At 44.6% G+C, this 20,956-nt stretch carries 15 protein-coding genes, 1 tRNA gene and 2 rRNA genes; 9 read left to right on the top strand and 9 right to left on the bottom strand.

Annotation, left to right across the window (positions count from 1 at the left end):
* Nucleotides 1-408: 408 nt before the first annotated feature.
* On the top strand, nt 409-1,440 hold the full coding sequence (locus M0C34_RS16020; RefSeq protein ID WP_248712684.1) for a gluconeogenesis factor YvcK family protein: 1,032 nt from the start codon (nt 409-411) through the stop codon (nt 1,438-1,440).
* Between the two features lie 48 nt (nt 1,441-1,488).
* On the opposite strand, the gene M0C34_RS16025 is transcribed toward M0C34_RS16020, so the two are convergent.
* Nucleotides 1,489-1,977 carry a hypothetical protein gene (locus M0C34_RS16025; protein ID WP_248712685.1) on the bottom strand — a complete coding sequence of 163 codons (489 nt, stop codon included), beginning with the start codon at nt 1,975-1,977 and terminating at the stop codon, nt 1,489-1,491.
* 338 nt (nt 1,978-2,315) lie between these two features.
* Here M0C34_RS16025 and M0C34_RS16030 point away from each other — a divergent pair, with 338 nt between their 5' ends.
* Nucleotides 2,316-3,038, top strand: a complete 723-nt coding sequence (locus tag M0C34_RS16030; protein WP_248712686.1) for a DUF3581 family protein — start codon at nt 2,316-2,318, stop codon at nt 3,036-3,038.
* Nucleotides 3,039-3,127: 89 nt separating this feature from the next.
* On the opposite strand, the gene M0C34_RS16035 is transcribed toward M0C34_RS16030, so the two are convergent.
* Entirely contained in the window at nt 3,128-3,601 is a 474-nt protein-coding gene (locus tag M0C34_RS16035) for an Lrp/AsnC family transcriptional regulator (protein ID WP_455905856.1), read from the bottom strand.
* Between the two features lie 431 nt (nt 3,602-4,032).
* Here M0C34_RS16035 and M0C34_RS16040 point away from each other — a divergent pair.
* The 3 genes from M0C34_RS16040 to M0C34_RS16050 all read left to right on the top strand — a co-directional run bounded on the left by M0C34_RS16040 (nt 4,033) and on the right by M0C34_RS16050 (nt 5,960).
* Nucleotides 4,033-4,108 (top strand) — tRNA-Phe (locus M0C34_RS16040).
* Between the two features lie 139 nt (nt 4,109-4,247).
* Nucleotides 4,248-5,408 carry a BamA/TamA family outer membrane protein gene (locus tag M0C34_RS16045; RefSeq protein WP_248712687.1) on the top strand — a complete coding sequence of 387 codons (1,161 nt, stop codon included), beginning with the start codon at nt 4,248-4,250 and terminating at the stop codon, nt 5,406-5,408.
* Nucleotides 5,409-5,483: 75 nt separating this feature from the next.
* The gene (locus tag M0C34_RS16050) at nt 5,484-5,960 is read left to right on the top strand and encodes a DUF4442 domain-containing protein (protein ID WP_248712688.1); all 477 of its coding nucleotides are present in this window, start codon (nt 5,484-5,486) and stop codon (nt 5,958-5,960) included.
* Nucleotides 5,961-6,025: 65 nt separating this feature from the next.
* Here M0C34_RS16050 and M0C34_RS16055 read toward each other — a convergent pair whose 3' ends face one another.
* Together M0C34_RS16055 and M0C34_RS16060 are read right to left on the bottom strand one after the other, a co-directional pair.
* Nucleotides 6,026-7,504 (bottom strand): phospholipase D-like domain-containing protein, encoded by a 1,479-nt coding sequence (locus M0C34_RS16055; protein ID WP_248712689.1) that lies wholly within the window; start codon nt 7,502-7,504, stop codon nt 6,026-6,028.
* Between the two features lie 168 nt (nt 7,505-7,672).
* Complete coding sequence (locus M0C34_RS16060; RefSeq protein WP_248712690.1) at nt 7,673-9,319, bottom strand: hypothetical protein; 1,647 nt, start codon at nt 9,317-9,319, stop codon at nt 7,673-7,675.
* 438 nt (nt 9,320-9,757) lie between these two features.
* Here M0C34_RS16060 and M0C34_RS16065 point away from each other — a divergent pair, with 438 nt between their 5' ends.
* Both M0C34_RS16065 and M0C34_RS16070 read left to right on the top strand, forming a co-directional pair.
* Nucleotides 9,758-10,501, top strand: coding sequence for an Npun_F0296 family exosortase-dependent surface protein (locus M0C34_RS16065; protein ID WP_248712691.1), 744 nt, complete (start codon nt 9,758-9,760; stop codon nt 10,499-10,501).
* 304 nt (nt 10,502-10,805) lie between these two features.
* Nucleotides 10,806-12,959, top strand: coding sequence for a TonB-dependent hemoglobin/transferrin/lactoferrin family receptor (locus M0C34_RS16070; protein ID WP_248712692.1), 2,154 nt, complete (start codon nt 10,806-10,808; stop codon nt 12,957-12,959).
* A 48-nt stretch (nt 12,960-13,007) separates the two neighbouring features.
* Here M0C34_RS16070 and M0C34_RS16075 read toward each other — a convergent pair whose 3' ends face one another.
* The 3 genes from M0C34_RS16075 to M0C34_RS16085 all read right to left on the bottom strand — a co-directional run bounded on the left by M0C34_RS16075 (nt 13,008) and on the right by M0C34_RS16085 (nt 15,462).
* Nucleotides 13,008-13,856, bottom strand: coding sequence for an HDOD domain-containing protein (locus M0C34_RS16075; protein ID WP_248712693.1), 849 nt, complete (start codon nt 13,854-13,856; stop codon nt 13,008-13,010).
* 83 nt (nt 13,857-13,939) lie between these two features.
* Nucleotides 13,940-14,494, bottom strand: coding sequence for a DUF1415 domain-containing protein (locus tag M0C34_RS16080; RefSeq protein WP_248712694.1), 555 nt, complete (start codon nt 14,492-14,494; stop codon nt 13,940-13,942).
* Nucleotides 14,495-14,583: 89 nt separating this feature from the next.
* The gene (locus M0C34_RS16085; protein ID WP_248712695.1) at nt 14,584-15,462 is read right to left on the bottom strand and encodes a LysR family transcriptional regulator; all 879 of its coding nucleotides are present in this window, start codon (nt 15,460-15,462) and stop codon (nt 14,584-14,586) included.
* Nucleotides 15,463-15,565: 103 nt separating this feature from the next.
* Between M0C34_RS16085 and M0C34_RS16090 the strand changes: the two genes are divergently transcribed.
* Together M0C34_RS16090 and M0C34_RS16095 are read left to right on the top strand one after the other, a co-directional pair.
* Complete coding sequence (locus tag M0C34_RS16090) at nt 15,566-16,543, top strand: aldo/keto reductase (protein ID WP_248712696.1); 978 nt, start codon at nt 15,566-15,568, stop codon at nt 16,541-16,543.
* 19 nt (nt 16,544-16,562) lie between these two features.
* Nucleotides 16,563-17,540: an aldo/keto reductase gene (locus tag M0C34_RS16095; protein WP_248712697.1), complete on the top strand. Its 978-nt coding sequence runs from the start codon at nt 16,563-16,565 to the stop codon at nt 17,538-17,540.
* A 262-nt stretch (nt 17,541-17,802) separates the two neighbouring features.
* On the opposite strand, the gene rrf is transcribed toward M0C34_RS16095, so the two are convergent.
* Together rrf and M0C34_RS16105 are read right to left on the bottom strand one after the other, a co-directional pair.
* Nucleotides 17,803-17,918: ribosomal RNA gene (gene rrf, locus M0C34_RS16100) — 5S ribosomal RNA — on the bottom strand.
* 113 nt (nt 17,919-18,031) lie between these two features.
* Nucleotides 18,032-20,919: ribosomal RNA gene (locus M0C34_RS16105) — 23S ribosomal RNA — on the bottom strand.
* Nucleotides 20,920-20,956: the final 37 nt, after the last annotated feature.

Below are 20,956 nucleotides of genomic sequence, written 5' to 3' on the forward strand. Positions count from 1 at the left end.
CCCGCTTGAGCCACTGAAACTTAAGCGCGGCATTTATAATGCTCGCTGCAATCATAAGCCAACAACGCTGCTATGGCATGCTTCATCTCAATATCCAGTTGCTTGCTCCTTTAATAGCTTAAATACAACAAAGCAGTATGCTAGCCGTCGATGAATAATTAAGACCAACCAACCTATAAAGCTTATGTGCTTAGCCCTTCTTAAGTACTGCTATGGTTTTTACTGGCGAATACCAGTACCTACTTGACTACGCGCTCATAAGAAGACTTATCTGCCGAACAGAGACAGTTTGATTGCAAGACTATGACAGAGCTAACATTGCTAAGCCTTCGCACTTTGTTTAGTGTACTACACTGATTTAGGCTGGTAACAATGCCGCTACACTGGGCAAACCTCACGGAGAGAATAGTGGTTAAGAATACAATTTCTATTGCAACAATTGGTGGCGGAAGCGGCCATTTTGTATTGCTATCAGCCTTAAGAGACGCCGACGCGCTAACCATCAGCGCAATTGTATCAATGACCGACAGTGGCGGCAGTACCGGACGTTTACGTGACGAATTAGGTATTTTGCCACCGGGTGATATTTTAAAGTGTGTATTGGCACTTTCCCCCTACCGAGAACTCGCTCGAAAGCTATTACTAAAACGTTTTACCAAAGGTAAACGCCTGGCCGGCCATAGTGCCGGCAATATGCTACTAACGATGCTATCGCAATACAGTGGTTCGTTTTCAGAAGGCATTCAGGGTTTAGCGCAAATGTTAGATGTTGAAGGTGAAATACTGCCGGTCACCATTGATAAATCCACGTTAGTGGCCGAGCTAACCAGTGGCGAGCGGATCTTTGGCGAAAGTGCCATTGACCTGCCACGCGGTGATCAACGCGAAAAAATAGCCAATGTCTTTTTGGTTCCTCATCATGCTGAGCAAGTAAGGGTTTACCCACCCGTTATTGAGCGAATAGATAGCGTAAAAGCCATTATTTTAGGGCCGGGTGACTTGTATACCAGCATCATTCCGAATTTGTTGGTACCCGGTGTTAAGCAAGCTATCATCAATAGTCAGGCAAAGCTTGTCTACGTAAGTAACATCATGACTAAGTTTGGCGAAACCGATGGTTACCAATTAGAGCAGTTTATTGACGAGTTAGAGCACTATTTAGGTCGCCCGCTTGATGTAGTGGTGGTTAACAACCACGAGCCTAGCCAAGAGATGATCACAAACTACAACCTCGAACGCGCCCAAGTGGTGGAAATAGACGATATCGCCCAGCTAAAAGAACGCTATCAAGTTATACACGCGGATCTTATTGACGAAACCAGTACCATTTTAAGGCACGACTCAGAGAAATTAACTGCGGCGCTATTGCCCTATTTAATGGAGCTAGCCCCCAATAGCAATACCATTGCCACTAGTAATGTAAGCATTATGAGTGGTTAAAATAGATTGTTTATCAAGCTGCCCATGGGTGTTCACTATCAAACAACACTAACGCAACTTGTTATTCGTCCCCCCAGCAAGTGCAGCATCAGGCATGCGTTGAATTAAATCATCTAACTGAACAAACACAGGCCCCATGGCTGGTTCGTATTTATTCTGCCAATGCCATTGCCAGACTTCCTCGCCTAGTGTCCAAGTAATTGCTTTACCTGCGCCTTGCTCAGCGTGGTAAGAGGAAGCAAATTGCTTGGGCACTTGTTGCAACATCGCATAAAAATCTGAACAAACCAACATAGACAGTTGCTGAACCGACTCGCTCGCTGTGTTGCTACCTTGGGAAGTTTGGCGTAGTGAATAATGGAGGTTTTCACAATCAAGGTTCAGGGTAGTGGTTCCATCAACACGCTGGAAAATGAAGCTCAGTTGAAACGGCGGTGCACTTTTCTCAAAAAAAGCCACCCACACAATAGCTGCTCCAACGAACAGAATGAACGCTCCGAAAAAAGTCGACTTGAGATAACTTTGTTTGTTTACCATCAATTACCGTCCCTGCTTAATCTAACCAGTCGTCCACTCGCGAAGCGCTATGTTGTATAACGACAAATAGAGCCTATTTCCTTGGTTACTGTTATAAAGATAGGAGATAACAAGCCACTTTAAAAGCCTTTATTTGATAAAACGCTCAATTAATTTAAATTGAAAAGACTGAAAAATAAAATTAGTTAAATGAAATGAAGCGCTTACTAAAAATGGTGTTTTTTCGTTCGGAATAATCATCGTAATCAGAAATAAATAAAAACTTTTATACTGATAAGACCACACATCGCATGATTTTTGCTAAAATCGCCGGTCGCAGAGTTTAGCAAGTGAAAATAATGATCAATTTAAACCAGTATTTTAGTCGTGAAAACAATCAGTTTGTGTTTAGTAGACAACAAGCCTGTGACTTCGCCAAAGGCGTAGCTAACGACTTTAACGCCATTCATGACGCCGATTCATCACGATTCTGTGTTCCAGGTGACTTATTGTTTTCCGTGATGCTGAGTGAATTAGGCATTAGCCAAGAGATGCAATTTACCTTTGCAGGTATGGTCACCGACGGTGTTCCAGTCAGTATTCAGCAACACGATGATAGCTGCCAGTTGATTGACCAACAGGGTAAAGAGTATCTTCAATTAACCCGCAGCGGTGACAACCTAAAAGACCAAGCTATCATTAGCGACATAGTGAAAGACTATGTGTATTTTTCAGGGCGTAACTTCCCACATATTTTAGTCCCTCTTCTAGAAGAGCAAGGCTTAATGCTTAACCGCAAACGCCCCTTAGTGATTTACGAAAACATGAGTTTGCATTTTGACCGACTGCCTAGCAGTTCTCCCCACCTGGAGTTTGCTGGGGGAGAGTTCATTCCAAATGGGAAACGCGGTATCGCCCTGCTTAAATTTACCATCAGTGAGAATGGTGAAGCCATTGGCAGCGGACAAAAGCGTATGATTTTAGGCAGCTTACTGCCTTATGAAAAAGCTGAAAGCGACTTGCTCATTGCCAATTACGATGCCTGTAAACAAGCTTTTATAAAGCGCCAACAAGTTCAATAATATCCGCTGTTTTAAGCAGCGCTACCGATGTTAGCTTCACCAGCCTTTGGTATCGATGATGGCACACAATAACAGCGCCTTCGGCGCTGTTATTTTATATGCGACAGAGGCAGTGCAGTGTGGTTAAACACTTGCTGCAAAACAAAACTAGAGCGAACACCAGTCACCCCTTCTATTCGAGTAAGCTTACCCAATAAAAAAGCTTGGTAATGCTCCATATCTGGAACCACTACTTTTAGTTGATAATCAGCATCGGTTCCAGTGACCAATACACATTCCATCACTTCTTCATAGGCACTAATGATCTTTTGAAAATTTTCAAACCGCTCAGGTGTATGCCTATCCATGGAGATATGAATATAAGCAGTCAGGTTTAGGTTTAGTTTCTTCTCGTTGAGCAAGGTAACGTGCTTGGCTATAAGGCCGGCATCTTCTAATGCCTTTACTCGTCGTGAACATGGTGAAGGAGACAAACCAATCTGCTCGGCCAATTCCAAATTACTGATCCGGCCGTTGTTTTGCATTAGGTCTAATATCTTTTTGTCTGTTCGATCTAAACGCATTATTGCACTACCTTTTTAAAATTTTCATCACCCGTAGCTTATTTCACCTCATTAACAAACTATCATCAACAATTATTGCCAATAAAAGATAATAAAGCACAATTTTAGCAAACACTCACCCTCTATATTTAAATACACTATGTTTAGTGAAAAATACACAGGAACAGCAGCAGGATTATCCTCTTGTTTGCCGCTAATGCTCTCACCAAGACGCTTAGCTCCACTCTTAAGGGCATTTACCCCGTGTCGACTAAGAGCAAAGCAATAACCCATTGCTCATGTATCCAAACTAACTAAAGGTGGCCTAGGTCACCTTTTTGTTTATTCTTTTAGCAGTTGTTGTATAGCAATTAGCCGATGCTCGATTATTTCATTTTTTTTAGCATTTTCGGTTGACTTAAACCGCCAAAATTCGTTTAATAGCGCCCGTCGCCCGGATAGCTCAGTCGGTAGAGCAGAGGATTGAAAATCCTCGTGTCGGTGGTTCGATTCCGCCTCCGGGCACCACCTTTAAAAAGCCTGCATTTATGCAGGCTTTTTTCGTTTCAGAACTAAAATAACTTTACGCTATCGCTATACGGCTCAGCTAGCTAAACTACCTAACACCATTGGTTCTTCCCATGCCCACGATTTCAAGGAATGAAATATGCGCCTCTCTTCTCTGTTTGCATCAATACCACTGCTGCTTTCCATGGGACATGCTCAGGCTGATTTTTTTGAGCAGTTTGTTGACCCAACTGATGGTCGAATGGATGCGAGTCAGTGGTTAATGGATAACGCCGTTGGATTTTTACCCGTGCCTATAATTATTACCGACCCTGCAGTGGGTTATGGTGGAGGTTTAGTCTTAGCGTTCTTTCATCAGAATGAAGCGCAAGAAAATAGCGAGCAAATAGACGAAGACCCTAACGCACCGCTAAAGCTTACGCCTAGTGTGTCTGGCTTGTTAGGCTTGGCCACCGAGAACGGTACCCGCAGCGCGGGAGCCTTTCACATGGGGATATGGAAACAAGATAGCATTCGCTATATAGGTGCTATAGCTGGGATAGATGCCAACATAGACAGTTTTCGCCTACCCAGCGATGGAATCATTGGCGATATCCCAATTAGAGTAAACTTAAAAGGCACTTACTTGCTGCAGCAAATTCGCTTTCGCTTAGGCGATAGCCCCTGGTTTGCCGGTGCAAAATATACCTATTTGGATAGTGATAGTGCCTTTTCTATCGGCGATCTCCCCGACTACTTAAGCCCTCAGTTAAGCATGAAAGATGGCGGTTTAAGCTTGCTATTGAACTACGATACTCGCGACAACTCCTTTAGCCCCAACCAAGGTTTATACGGCAATGTTAGCTATGCAAAACATGCCGACTACTTTGGCGGGGATAGCGACTACGCCATTACCTCTGGTGAGTTCTCTGGCTTTAGCTATTTAGGTAACAGTTTTCAAGGCTCGATGCGTTTATCCGCCGCTAGTGCGCATGGTGATACGCCCTACTACGCCCTCCCTTTTATCGATATGCGCGGCATACCCGCCATGCGCTATCAAGGTGAACGTATGGCAACCCTGCAAGGTGAACTGCGTTACGACTTTGATGCTCGCTGGTCTGCTGTGGTATTCGGAGGTGTAGGCCAAGCCTTCAATTCACAACAAAACCTCGGAGATACACCCAATCGTTATGCTAAAGGCCTTGGGTTTCGCTATTTAATGGCAAGACGCTTTAATCTTCGCACTGGTATCGACGTTGCCCGTGGCCCAGAAGATACCACCTTACACTTTATTGTGGGGGCAGGCTGGTCTGATTTTTAAGCAAGCTTAAGCCAATTGTTGACTTTTTGTTAACAACAAGCTCTACTGGTAAGACCTCTTTAAATAGGAGCAGTTATGCTACCCAGTATTCGCAAAGCCAACTTAATGCTCAGCTTGTTTGGCATGTTTAAGGTGCCATTGATTTGGTATTGTCGCCCCAAAATTTTGCAAATGGATGAGCAAAAGGTGGTGGTGAAAATACCTCTAAAACGAAGAACAAAAAACCACTTAAATAGTATGTATTTCGGAACCTTAGCGGTGGGCGCTGATGTTGCAGGCGGCTTTTTAGCCATTGCCAAAGCTGAACAACATGGCAAAAAAGTATCGTTAGCCTTCAAGGAGGTTGAAGGTAAATTTTTAAAACGCCCTGAAGCTGATGTGATTTTCACTTGTACAGATGGCTTGTTAATAGACCAAATGTTAGAACAAACTATGGCGAGTGGCGAGCGCGTGAATCAAGCGGTGACAATTAATGCTACCTGCCCATCAATAAGTGGTGAAGACATCGTTGCGACCTTCTTACTCACTCTTTCACTAAAGGCTGTCCCTTAGCGAGGGTTAACGCCAAGTGACAAGCGCTTTGACAACTTTGCCGGTCTCCTTACCGGCATGTCTAACTATATGTCGTATTTGATGTTGAGCAGACGGTAAAGCCTCTCTGATAAACGCTTAAATGCACTACTCCCTGGGTTTTTGTTAGTGAGTTGCTGGTCTTTTTGCCACACTAACGCTTGTTGTTCATTAAGCGATACCCGCCAAAATCTTTGTTGCTGGTTTTTTAATAGATAAGCCTTTAACTGTAGGGCAAAGGTTCTGCTATTAATCAACAATCCCAACTCCATATTCAAAAAGTTTGAACGAGGGTCAAAATTGGATGAGCCTATATAACTTAGCCGCTGATCAACAATGAAAGCCTTATTGTGGTAGTAGGTCTTTACTTGATGGTAGTAATCCGGATGTTCAGCCTGTTTAGCGTATTCAAATAGTTGGTGAGCGAGACCAGCCAACTCTTCTCGATGTTTAGCGTAATAGGCACCAACAAAGGGTGAGTCATTAGACGCTGAAGAATTGGTCAGTAAAGTCAGTGCTACGCCATTATCTGATAAAACCTTCAAGCTGGAAAAACTGTCTTCACTGGGTACTAAATAGGGAGTAGAGATCAATATACTGCTACTACTGGCTAAACAAGCACCTAGCACCGATTGCATCCGCGAACGAAGATAAGGCTGAGAGTCTGTTAACTTATCTAAAGAATCGAACAGCGGCATGACTTCCGCTGTACTGTAGTCAGGGGATGTTAACTGCCTGATTTGTTGCTCAATGTGTTGTAATTCAGGCTGACGCTTTTTTATGATAGACAGATAGTCAGCTAAAAAAGTGGCTTGATTGGCTTTCGGTGTAGCTTTGATGACCCGCCAAACATCTCTAACATGCTCACTTGACCATAGACGTTGAAAATTACGTTCAAACTCTCTGATACTTTCACCTTTCACCATAACATCTAAGTCAAAAAAATTGGCTTTTTTGCTATATCCAAAATAGCTATCTCCAATATTCCGACCACCAAGAATCATCACTTCACCATCAACGTTAAAGAACTTTTCGTGTAGTCGGTGATTCAGCCGTTGCTTAGCCACTTGGAAATTAAATGCTCGACTAAACCAGCCTAATTGACGGCTATCGAAAGGGTTGAAAATTCGTATGTGTATATTACTGTGCTCGGCCAACTCAACTAACCAGCGATCTTCAAACTCCATTAAGTCATCTAATACTAAGCGCACTTTAACGCCGCGATCTGCTGCATTGAGTAATTCACGGTAAAGGTATGCTCCCACTAAATCATGGTCCCAGGTAAAGTACTCGAGTTGAATATAATGTTTGGCTTGGCGAACAGCCTCAATCCGCCGTGCCAATGCTTCAGGCGCAGTGGGCAATAGATACACCTCAGACAACACAGTTTGTGGCTGCCAAGTTTTATCAAAATCGACTGGCCGTGGTGGTGGTGCAGATGAGCAAGCAATACAGCTAATCACCATTAACAGCAATACCGCGTGCCTATAACAATGCGTTAAAAACCAAGAAGTGGAGATATACATAACGTTGCCAACCGACGAAAACTCAAATGCTAGGGGCTTTTACTGCGCTCTAGACTTAGCTTAACGCTAGACAAGTATGCTTAGCGTTAAGATGAACAGTCGCAGTAAAGAAGAGGTAACTAAGTGCTAACGCACTTTGGTTTGTTTGATGCGTTACTAAGCCTTCACTTAGAAACGGTAACTAAAATTTAAGGTGGCTGCGGTACGGTCTTCACCTTTACTAATAATGCCGGTTAGATTGTAGTGTTTGCCAATTTCTTTATTGAAGCCAATAAGGTAAGCCCACTGGTTAATATCAACTCCCACGTCATAATCCATTTCAGTGTCACCAATCATGACGGTACCGGTCATGCTATTTGAATAACCTTGGTATTCTGCGCCAATAAAAAACTGGGTGCGGTATTGTTGTAATTGGTAACCCAGCATAGGTTGAGCGGTGACTAAGCTACCGCTATCGCCTGAACCACCTACTAATTGAGTCACTGTGTAAGTGCCTGTTAATGATGCAAAGAATTCCTTATAACCCACCGCTAAGGTTGTACCGACACCGTACAAGTCATACTCGAGGTGCAGTGGAACAGTAAAGTTGAACTCTGGTACGTTAATCTGTTCGCCTAAACATTTGTCGCCAATTACCACGCCCAAACACTGATCGATACCATTGAAGTGGGCATCAACATCGGCGTCTACGTTCACCTTACCTACTAAACCAAACACATTCCAAAACGGCAAAATATAGACATCACCACGCAGGGTATAGCTTTCAGTGCTCACTTCGGCATGCGACTTTTCAGGGTCAAAAATCGAGTCTAATATCTCGTGCGGTATGTTAAATACGCTAAAGCTAGAGAAGTCGACGTTCATATCTTGGTTACGGTAAGCCACAGAGATACCGTAAGGTAGCGGAGTATCAATGCCTTTACGTTTTACAAAGTCTCCCATAATAGGAAATACCCGATGCAGTTTAACTTCTGACTCTCGAATATCAGGATGATTAAGCTCTGTGAACATTTGTTCTTGTTCAACTACGGCGCCTAGATCATCATGATAAAAAGCCACTGGCGTGATAAGCATATTCAGTTCACAGGGCTTACCTTTACACACACCACTTGCCTTCACTTCTTTCTTTTTTATAACGTACTGACCATTATCTAATTGATTAAACTGTATTTCTTGCCGGTATTTTTCAACCTTACCATAGGGGTGCTTAAAGCTTTGAGTATTAGAAATAACCATTTTTTGCACCTGGCCATGCTGTAAAAACATATCTACTTTCATAAAACGAAAGTAAGCAATATCTTGTGGCAGCGCGTATTTTGAGTAGTTAAACCTCACCACATCTTGGCCTAATTTATTGACGGTATGCTTGACTGAATCTCGGTCATAAATACTGGCATGCTGACGCAGTTTGTATTCAGTTAAGGCGAGGTCTTCTAGGTCTTTTAATACCTTTTTTCTACCGTCCAGTTTGCTAGGGTCATATTTGATACTGAGTTTAATATTGCCCTTAACGTCTTCGCTAGTGACTAAGAACACTTCTGATTTCTTAACCTTATCGCCCACCGTATACGTTTTATCCAAGTGCTCGATAAAGTTAGCTGATTGGCCCAAAGAGCTTAATGCGAAACCCGGTAATTTCTCGGGAATATTCAGCGTTTTAAACACATCGCGCTGCTGGTTAGTTTCCGCTAACTCGGTGTGTTCACTATCGTTAGCCATTACCGGTGCAACCACTATCGGTGCAGCGATTATCAACGCTGCCCACGCAACTTTATGAAATATTTGAGTTATTGTATAAGCGTTATAAGTTTTCATGTTGTCTCTACATTTAAAATAATTAGTGAAAACCAACAAAACGTAACCTAGCTAACTCCATCTAAACTCTGCCGTTAAGCTGAATTAAATTTGCCTTGAGCAAAAATTTAAAGCTGTACCTAAAGCGAAGGACATAAGAACAACTGTTATGTCGCGCTGTTGGGAGAGATATTAAGGGGGATTGAAAAATTGTGACAATCAGCTTTGAAGGATCGAATCCTCAACAAATAGCCACGCACTAATAAACTACTTCGCTGATGAATAAACCGACACGTTGCAATATGCGAAAGAGCCTCTAACTGAGGCAATATTTTTGACTCAAGCCAGAAAAATAGGATGTATCTTGCTGAATTTTAATAAGATAATAACATTGGCATAAAAATAGATAAGGATCAGTATTAAGGCCGATTAAGGCATCATTTAGTAACAGGATTCATTATGCTAAAACCAATAATTAGAAACACGTTAACCACCGTCATTTACCCTATGTTACTGGCTAGCGTACTGATATCCTTCACCAGCCAAGCGGGTATTATCTATACGATAGAAAAGCCAGCTATCCAAAGCTCTCAAGTTAACGGTCTAAGCCAAACTGAAAATTTCGACAACCTAGCCACCCGCGATTTACACAATGGTTACCAGACTTATTTTGGTAAATACACGGTCAATAAAGGCAGTGCCAGCATCAGAAAATTTGGCGTATATGGTGGTGCGTTTGGCGAAGGTAAGTACCTATTCATCCCTAATAACAGCGCTGTTACCCTAAGTTTTGATCTTGCAGTAGGATACTTTGGCTTCTGGTGGAGTGCCGGTGATAGTGGCAATCAACTGAGCATTACGACCCAATCTGAAAACTTGCAGTTTGTGACCAATCAAATTTTAGACGCGGCGGTACTCGAGCCAGAACACTACGGTAGCCCAACGAGCGTTAAAGGCAATAAACGAGAACCCTATGGTTATGTCAACCTATTTGCTGAATCAGAAGCAGATAAAATCACCTCTATTAGCTTTTTTGGTCGAAACTTTGAAACCGATAACCACACTGTCAGCATTCAGCGCGAGGCCATCACCGGTCGTTCTTTAGCGCCTGCTAGCGTGCCAGAGCCTAAAACATGGTGGTTAATTGGTTTAGGCCTTGTGTTGCTAGGCTTGAGCCGAATCAGAGCAACGCGAAGAAAATAACCACAAGGGCTGTTTGTCGGCTGAGTATGAAGTTGTATAAAAATTTAGTGACACCTATTAATCCACTAATCCTCCGACAGGCTGGCATGTAAGCGCGAGGCTAGCCAGTCGCCTTTGATACCGAAGCAGCCCTCCAAGCCCTTGCGCCTAAAAGTGGTAGCTATTGGCACAGTATTAACAGTGAATTAACGACTGATTTAAATAAAAATTGAAATATTTAATGCAAATGAGTTTGATTCTCATTTGCGTTATGTATAATGCGGCTTTGTTAATCTTAACAGGATAAGGACAAAGCCTGATCACCATGAAAACACTCAATCGCACACTCATCGCCAACGCCGTAATTCTTAGCTTAAGCCCATGGGCTTATGCTGAAACCACTAGCACCATGTTTGATGAAGTCGTTGTATCGGCTACTCGTACCGAACAAAGCATCAAGGATGTATCCTCGAGCGTCACCGCAGTAAGCGCCGAACAACTAGAGCAACAAATGGCCACAAGCTTAGAAGACGCGGTCCGCTATGAACCCGGCGTAAGCACTACTGGGCAAGGGCGCTTTGGCACTAGCGGCTTTAATATTCGCGGCTTAGATGGTAATCGTATTAAGTTGATGGTGGATGGTATTGAACAACCCACAGCCTATAACCCTGGTGGCGACGTAATGAATAAGGGGCCAAACTCATACGAAATTGACACCTTAAGCGCCATTGAAATTAATAAAGGGCCTGCATCTAGCCTTTACGGAAGTGATGCCTTAGGCGGTGCAGTATTGCTGCGAACCAAAAACCCAGAAGATCTATTAGAAGAAGGCGACAGCCATCATGTTGCACTAAAAACTGGCTACGCCAGCGCAAATGAAGCTTACAAAGCCACCATTGAGCTAGCCAAGCGCTATCAAAAATGGGAAGGCTTGGCGATTTATACGTATCGTGATGGCAGCGAAACAAAGGCGCACTCTTCTGGCGCCGACATAAATGGTCGAGATCGCGGCCAGGCAAACCCCTATGACTTTGATTCTCATAACCTACTACTTAAAACCAACTATGCCCTAAATGCTGAGCATGCCTTCGGCTTAGTTGCCGAGTTATTCCAGCGTGAAACTCACTCAAATATACTAAGCAACGAAGGCTACAGTATATTTCCAGGCTTTACTTACACAAACGTGACTGGCGAAGACAAAGACACGCGTAGCCGTGTTGGTATTAACCACGCTTGGCAAGCCAATAATACTGCATTCGATGACTTGTTCTGGCAACTTAGCCATCAACAAAGTCAATCAGAGCATAACAATTATGATACAACCGATTTATACGGTAACCGTAACCGCGAGCGTAATGGGAAAGACAGCTCGCTGCAGTTTGATGCTCAATTCAATAAACTACTTGAATTTGATCACAGTAGTCACGAAATCAGTTACGGCTTAACCGCGATTAATAGCGACTTTGAACTAGACTACCGCACTCACTACTACGACAGCGGCACCGTGGACCCTGGTGCCCCAGAAGTGCCTAAAGCTGAAGCAGAAAAGCGCGGTATATTCATTCAAGACCACATGTACTTACTTGATGAACGTTTAGTGGTCACCGCCGGCCTGCGCTACGATGACTACAAAGCCACGCCAGATGCGAGTAGTGGTTTTCAAGAACACAACAGTGACGCCTTTACCAAACGTTTAGGAGCGGTTTATCACTGGAATCAACAATTCAGTACTTTTGCTCAATATAGTGAAGGCTTCCGCGCCCCTACCCTTGAGGAATTGTATTACGCCTTCGACAATAGTGGTCACGGTTACGCAACGCTGTCTAACCCCAACCTTAAACCTGAAGAAAGCCAAAGCTATGAGCTAGGCTTACGCGCGAATACTGCAGTATCAAGCATGGAATTGGTGGGTTTTTTCAATGACTATACAAACTTTATTCAATCCATCACCGATTACAGCGACCCTAGCTATCCAGCGGGCATCACCATTAATGAGAACATTGGTGAAGCTGAAATTTACGGTGTGGAGTTTAAAGGTAACTACTGGTTAGACGAAGCCATTGGTGCGCCAGAAGGCACCTACAGCAGATTAAGCGTGGCCTACGCTCAAGGTAAAAACAAAGAAGATGGTAGTGCCTTAGACTCAGTGGCTCCGCTGACGGCGGTTTGGGGATTAGGTTATGACCACGCCGAGCAGTTATGGGGAAGCGCTCTTAACCTAACAATGGTAGCCGCTAAAAAATCAGGAGACTGGTCATCAGAGGATAATGCCCACTCACCGGGTCATGCGCTATTAGACTTAACCGCATACTATCAGCCAGTTAACGACTTAGTATTACGGGCCGGACTGTTTAACGCTTTAGACCAGAAATACTGGAGCTATACCGATTTAGATGGCAAAGAATCAGATTATCAAGGTTTAGATCGTTACACTCAACCAGGCAGAAACTGGGGGGTAGATTTGGCTTACAAGTTCTAAGCGAAAAACTCTACGCTTCTACGCTACAGCAATCGCTGTAGCGTATTTTTATGCTTCAGACAACGTACTATTTACCCCTGCCAATATATCTTCTAACTGTTGGTCTTCTATATTTAAAAAGTTTAACAGACTATCGTAACTGTCCTGCCAAACTTGCTCTTCACTGTCTACGCCAAGTTTACGATAAGCTACTATTCGGGCAATCTTAAGAATAGCCAACATCAACAAAGATGGCTTAGCCAACTCTTCTGAATTAAATAAACCATCACTATCATGTTGGTAATAAATCGCTTCTACCATTACTTTTGGCAGGCTCCATTGCTGAGCAATTAGAGCGGCGACGGTAGCGTGAGTCGTGCCGTAACGGATCCGCTCTTGATCAGCCAAGTTAGCCCAGCCGATACTATTCGCTTCAACCAGTAAACTTTCATATTCAGGAAAGGATTGCAGCAACGCGGGAACCCCAGCCTGATGAAACAAACCCAGCATATAGGCGTTATCTTTAGCCGACTCAAAGCCCAACTCTTCTGCAGTAGCGGCAGCACAACTGGCGAGTAAATTGGCCTCCAGCCAAAATGCATCTAGCGTTTTGGACGCCGGCATAGCCCCCTTCAAAGCGACAGCTTTCACAATAGGAAACACCCGGTTAATGCCCAAGGTCATGACCGCTTGATGAATCGATTTAATTTCATTTAAACGGCGAAATGCGGCAGAATTTACAATTTGCAGTACCGCCCCAGAAATCCCTACATCACTCGCAATGGCCTCTGCAATCACCGATACATCGGGTTCCGCTTTCTTTGTTTCTTGAGTGATAGTTAATAACACCTGAGGCCGCGGAGGAATGCTTAAATCCTCTAAAATTGCCTTCTCGGCCGCAGTTATTGTTAAAGACATATCACCTCCTGTAAGATTGGTCGCACAGAATAGTTAATTTTTCTATTAATTTCAAAAGGATAAATTACTTTTTTAAATCTAGACTACACTTTACAGCTCGCCAATAACTGTTTTAGTGATGTGTTGCCCATTTCTTCAGTCAGCTGAATATTTCGCTCAGGGATCCCTTCGGGATCGGGATGTAGTTTTGCCAAGCGACTAATAGTTTGCTCGCGAATTAAGTGCAAGGTTGGGTAAGGCGAACGGTTAGTATAGTTGCTAGGATCATCTTGCTCGGCCCCACCAAAACAATAGTCTGGATGAAAGCTCGCTAATTGATAAATCCCATCGTACCCCTGTTTACTGACTAACTTTTCAGCCCAATACAACATATCCAGATAATCATGAAAATCTTTTAAAGCGGGCACGATAAATAGTGTTGTTTCAATATCTGCTTGGTCATCAAGTAACTGACACTCACTGATCAGCTGCTGCAGTAATACCTCCACATCATCACTAGTGGCTACATGGTAACGAATCGTGCCGCGTTCTAACTCACGCTTAGCGAAAGGACAAATATTGTATTCCACCACGAAGTCTTTTACCCATTGTTGAGTATGTTGCTGGTAATCACTTTCGTTTAAGGCTGATTCTGCCATCTTATTTCCTGTGTATGTTTTACTAGCCGAACGACCAATTTCATTCTATCCACTATAATAGCCTAGCAGCATGGCTTAATGGCAAAACATTAAATCGGGTGTTGTTTGGTATAATTTGCTAACCAATCGGCCAACATCGTTACTCGCCTAGCGCGAAATTTCGCTGGCGGGAATACCATCCATAAGGGCTGGCTCACCACTTGCCAGTCTTCAAGCACTGCTTCTAGGCGACCATCACTCAATGCTTCACGTAAATACATATCATGAGTACGGATTAAACCTACACCCCGTAATGCGGCTTGCATCAAAATATGCCCGTTAGGGCAAGAAAACGATCCATTGACTGGAATCAAGATCTTTTGATTACCTTTATAAAAAGGCCATTGTGAAACGGTGCCACATACACATTGGTGCTGTTTAAGCTCTTCGGGGTGCAAAGGTCGCCCGTGAGCAGCCAAATAGGCAGGGCTGGCTACCACATGGGTATTTAACTGCGTAAGCACCCGTACCTGCAAACTTGAATCAGGTAACGCCCCCATACGAAATACGATATCGAAAGAAGACGCCAATAAATCCTCTCGCTGAGAAGATAAATCTACATCGATTTCAATATTCGGGTGCTCTTGGCGAAAGGCCAATAGTGCAGGAGCTAACCATTGCTCGGCAAATATCCCCCCCAGCGAATTGATTGTCACTTTACCTTGTAAATGATGTTGAAGCTGTTGGGCGGCTAAAGCACCATGCTCTAGGTGTTCAAGGCCTTGGCGACAACTTTGATAATAACTTTCTCCGGCCTCTGTTAAACGCAGCTTTCTGGTCGAGCGATATAACAATTGTACGCCTAGGCGAGTTTCTAAATCACTGACTCTTTGACTAACACTGGCTTTTGAGCTGAGTAGCTTGTCAGCCGCAGCGGTAAAACTGCCCATTTCAACCACGGTGACAAAATCGACCACGCCACTAAACATATTAATCCAATTTTCTGAACAATCATTCTTAATAATAGCGAATTATAAAACGGCTTGAAACGCGTACACTAAACTAATGACAACAAAAAACTGGAATGTAAGCATGCAAAGCAGAATATTAGGTAAAAGCGGCCTAGCCTTATCCGAGATCGGTTTAGGTTGTTGGCAATTAGGCGGTGACTTTGGACCAATTAGTGAACAAGACTCACTAGCGATCCTTGAACAAGCCTACCAAAGTGGTGTGCGCTTCTACGATACAGCTGACGTTTACGGCGCGGGTTTAAGTGAATCAGTATTGGGTAAGTTTTATCAACAACACCAAGACATCACAATAGCCACGAAGATCGGCAGAGATGGCAGCCTATATCCAAACAGCTATACCAAGAAAGGCCTACAACAAGGAATAGAAGCCAGCTTACAACGCTTAGGCTGTGACTCGGTTAAATTAATTCAGTTACACTGCATCCCTTTTGAGGTGATGCAAGATGGTGAGATATTTACATGGCTGCAAGACTTTAAGCAGCAAGGGCTGATAGAGCATTATGGTGCAAGTGTAGAATCGATGGATGAAGCTAAGCTTTGTTTAAACGATCCTCAACTAACCAGCTTACAGTTAATTATTAATCTGTTTAGGCAAGAGGCCTTAGCAGAAGTGTTACCGCTAGCCGCCGTAAATCAGGTAGGCATCATTGCTCGCCTTCCCTACGCCAGCGGTTTATTAAGTGGGGCCGTTACCGCCCAACGCCAATTTGCTGAAACAGACCACCGTAATTACAACCGTGATGGCGCAGCGTTTCATGTTGGTGAGACCTTTGCCGGGCTACCTCTTGAAAAAGCCTTATGCTTAGTTGAGCAACTTACTCCGTTTTTGCCGAATGACTTAGCTTTGGCCGAGTGTGCTATTCGCTGGTTGTTAGATCAGCCACAAATCACCAGTGTGATTACCGGGGCCAGCAAGCCGCAACAAATTCAGAAAAATGCAGCCTATGCCGGCCACCCTCCACTCCCGCGAGTTTTTCATGACCGTCTGGCTGATTTCTATCAGCAGCAAGTCAGCCCTTGGGTACGAGGTAACCGATAAGCCTAATGAGGATCCACTTATGAATATGAGACAATTAGGGCCTTGGGCAGTCAGTCCAATGGGTCTAGGTTGCTGGGCAATTGGCGGACCGTTTTATGACCCTGACCACAAACCCTGTGGTTGGGGAGTCGTCGATGATAATGAGTCAATTAAAGCGATCCACGCGGGGCTTGATGTGGGTATTAACTTTTTTGATACTGCCGCCGTATATGGGGCTGGGCATAGTGAGAAGGTACTAGGACGCGCCTTAAAAGGTAAACGCCAAGACCTTATCATAGCGACTAAGTTCGGTGTAGACTTCGACCCCATTAGCAAAACCATCTGCGGCGAATTTCATGATCAGGCTGCTATATTCAAACATTGTGAAGCCAGCCTTAAGCGTTTAAACACCGACTATATCGATTTATATCAACTGCACCTTAATGATTTTCCGGCTGAAAACATTGCCCCAGTGATCACGAGTTTAAACTTACTAGTTGAAGCGGGAAAAATACGCAGCTACGGTTGGAGTACAGATTACTTAAATCGAGCTCAAACATTTAGGCTGGCTGAACACTGTATAGCATTTCAATTTCAAAATAATGTTCTAGATAGCAACTCAGACATGTTGGACTTTTGCGCGACGCATAAACAAACAGCAATAAATAGAGGCCCTTTAGCAATGGGGCTATTGTCAGGAAAGTATCAGAAAAATAAGGTATTAGACCAAGATGACATACGCCGAGTAAATCCGGAGTGGCTCAAATACTTTATTAACGGTAAAGCCTGTCCAGAGCTATTAAACAAACTAGAGGCCATTCAATCAATACTATGCAGTGAAGGCCGAAGCCTTGCACAAGGTGCACTAGCTTGGATTTGGGGTCTAGGTGAACATACCTTACCAATCCCAGGGTTTCGCACTAGCGAACAGGTAATCAGTAACGCAGAAGCGATGGCCTTTGGCCCATTGACTACAGCGCAAATGCAAGACATCAAACAATTGTTGAAAGCGCCTTAGACCCACAGTTAATGCGCTCTGGTCGCCAACCCACATTGGCTGATTCTGATACCTCAAGCATAAAAAAAGCCTATCCCTTAGGATAGGCCTTCTCTAAATAGGTGCGCAGCATAGCGGCTTTCTCTTCAGCCTGAAAAAGCATGCTTACCCATGGCTATCCATGGCCATCAGCTCAGCATGGTAGCCGGTGACTAAAAGCCTGCGACTAAATCTCAGGCATAAAAAAAGCCTATCCGTTAGGATAGGCTTTCTCTAAATAGGCGCCTGGCAGTGACCTACTTTCACATGGGGAGACCCCACACTATCATCGGCGCAGTTGCGTTTCACTTCTGAGTTCGGCATGGGTTCAGGTGGGTCCACAACGCTATTGCCACCAGGCAAAAACTTGTTGTCTTTAACATTCGAAAAAGCTGAAAACATCCCACGAGTATAACAAGTACTCTTGGTCATAAAAAATAAGATGTCTATAAGCAACACCACTTGGGTGTTGTATGGTTAAGCCTCACGGGTAATTAGTACAAGTTAGCTCAATGCCTCACAGCACTTACACACCTTGCCTATCAACGTTGTAGTCTCCAACGGCCCTTCAGAGGACTTAAAGTCCTAGTGAGAATTAATCTCAAGGCCTGCTTCCCGCTTAGATGCTTTCAGCGGTTATCAGTTCCGAACGTAGCTACTGGGCAATGCTATTGGCATAACAACCCAAACACCAGCGGTTCGTCCACTCCGGTCCTCTCGTACTAGGAGCAGCTCCTTTCAATTCTCAAACGCCCACGGCAGATAGGGACCGAACTGTCTCACGACGTTCTAAACCCAGCTCGCGTACCACTTTAAATGGCGAACAGCCATACCCTTGGGACCGACTTCAGCCCCAGGATGTGATGAGCCGACATCGAGGTGCCAAACACCGCCGTCGATATGAACTCTTGGGCGGTATCAGCCTGTTATCCCCGGAGTACCTTTTATCCGTTGAGCGATGGCCCTTCCATACAGAACCACCGGATCACTATGACCTACTTTCGTACCTGCTCGACGTGTCTGTCTCGCAGTTAAGCTGGCTTATGCCATTGCACTAACCGTACGATGTCCGACCGTACTTAGCCAACCTTCGTGCTCCTCCGTTACTCTTTGGGAGGAGACCGCCCCAGTCAAACTACCCACCAGACACTGTCCGCAATCCCGATAAGGGACCAACGTTAGAACATCAACACTACAAGGGTGGTATTTCAAGGTCGGCTCCACATCATCTAGCGACAACGCTTCAAAGCCTCCCACCTATCCTACACATGTAGGGTCAATGTTCAGTGTCAAGCTGTAGTAAAGGTTCACGGGGTCTTTCCGTCTAGCCGCGGGTACACCGCATCTTCACGGCAATTTCAATTTCACTGAGTCTCGGGTGGAGACAGCTTGGCCATCATTACGCCATTCGTGCAGGTCGGAACTTACCCGACAAGGAATTTCGCTACCTTAGGACCGTTATAGTTACGGCCGCCGTTTACCGGGGCTTCGATCAATAGCTTCGCTTGCGCTAACCACATCAATTAACCTTCCGGCACCGGGCAGGCGTCACACCGTATACGTCATCTTTCGATTTAGCACAGTGCTGTGTTTTTAATAAACAGTTGCAGCCAACTGGTATCTGCGACTCCCAACAGCTTAGAGAGCAAGTCTCATCACCGTCGGGAGCGTACCTTCTCCCGAAGTTACGGTACCATTTTGCCTAGTTCCTTCACCCGAGTTCTCTCAAGCGCCTTGGTATTCTCTACCCAACCACCTGTGTCGGTTTGGGGTACGGTTTCGTATAATCTGAAGCTTAGAGACTTTTCCTGGAAGCAGGGCATCAACCACTTCATGTCCGTAGACACTCGTCATCAATTCTCAGCCTTAGACACCCGGATTTTCCTAAGTGTCCAGCCTACAACCTTAAACATGGATAACCATCACCATGCTGGCCTAGCCTTCTCCGTCCTCCCATCGCAATTATACGAAGTACAGGAATATTAACCTGTTTCCCATCGACTACACTTTTCAGTCTCGCCTTAGGGGCCGACTCACCCTGCTCTGATTAACATTGAACAGGAAACCTTGGTCTTTCGGCGAGGGGGCTTTTCACCCCCTTTATCGTTACTCATGTCAACATTCGCACTTCTGATACCTCCAGCAAACCTTACGATTCACCTTCAACGGCTTACAGAACGCTCCTCTACCGCACTTACCAAAGTAAGTACCCGTAGCTTCGGTGCATAGCTTAGCCCCGTTACATCTTCCGCGCAGGCCGACTCGACCAGTGAGCTATTACGCTTTCTTTAAATGATGGCTGCTTCTAAGCCAACATCCTGGCTGTCTAAGCCTTCCCACATCGTTTCCCACTTAGCTATGACTTTGGGACCTTAGCTGACGGTCTGGGTTGTTTCCCTTTCCACGACGGACGTTAGCACCCGCCGTGTGTCTCCCGGATAGTACTTAGTGGTATTCGGAGTTTGCAAAGGGTTGGTAAGTCGGGATGACCCCCTAGCCTTAACAGTGCTCTACCCCCACTAGTATTCATCCGAGGCGCTACCTAAATAGCTTTCGAGGAGAACCAGCTATCTCCCGGTTTGATTGGCCTTTCACCCCCAGCCACAAGTCATCCGCTAATTTTTCAACATTAGTCGGTTCGGTCCTCCAATTGGTGTTACCCAATCTTCAACCTGCCCATGGCTAGATCACCGGGTTTCGGGTCTAATCCCAGCAACTATGCGCGCAGTTAACACTCGGTTTCCCTACGGCTCCGCTATTCGCTTAACCTTGCTACTGAAATTAAGTCGTTGACCCATTATACAAAAGGTACGCAGTCACCCCACGAAGGGGCTCCCACTGCTTGTACGTATACGGTTTCAGGTTCTATTTCACTCCCCTCACAGGGGTTCTTTTCGCCTTTCCCTCACGGTACTGGTTCACTATCGGTCAGTCAGGAGTATTTAGCCTTGGAGGATGGTCCCCCCATATTCAGACAACATATCACGTGTGCCGTCCTACTCGTTTTCACTGTAAAGTCTTTTTCATGTACGGGGCTATCACCCTGTATCGCCACCCTTTCCAGAGTGTTCCACTAAATTCTAAACAGCTTAAGGGCTAATCCGGGTTCGCTCGCCGCTACTACCAGAATCTCGGTTGATTTCTTTTCCTCCGGGTACTTAGATGTTTCAGTTCCCCGGGTTCGCCTCGTAACGCTATGTATTCACGTTACGATACTGCATAAAATGCAGTGGGTTTCCCCATTCGGAAATCCATGTCTATTACGTCTTTTATCGACTCAACATGGCTTATCGCAGATTAACACGTCCTTCATCGCCTCTGACTGCCAAGGCATCCACCGTATACGCTTAGTCACTTAACCATACAACACCTAAATGTTGTCGCTTAAATCACTTGAA

It is taken from the genome of Agarivorans sp. TSD2052 (assembly GCF_023238625.1).
In the GTDB taxonomy this organism is placed as follows: Bacteria; Pseudomonadota; Gammaproteobacteria; order Enterobacterales; family Celerinatantimonadaceae; genus Agarivorans.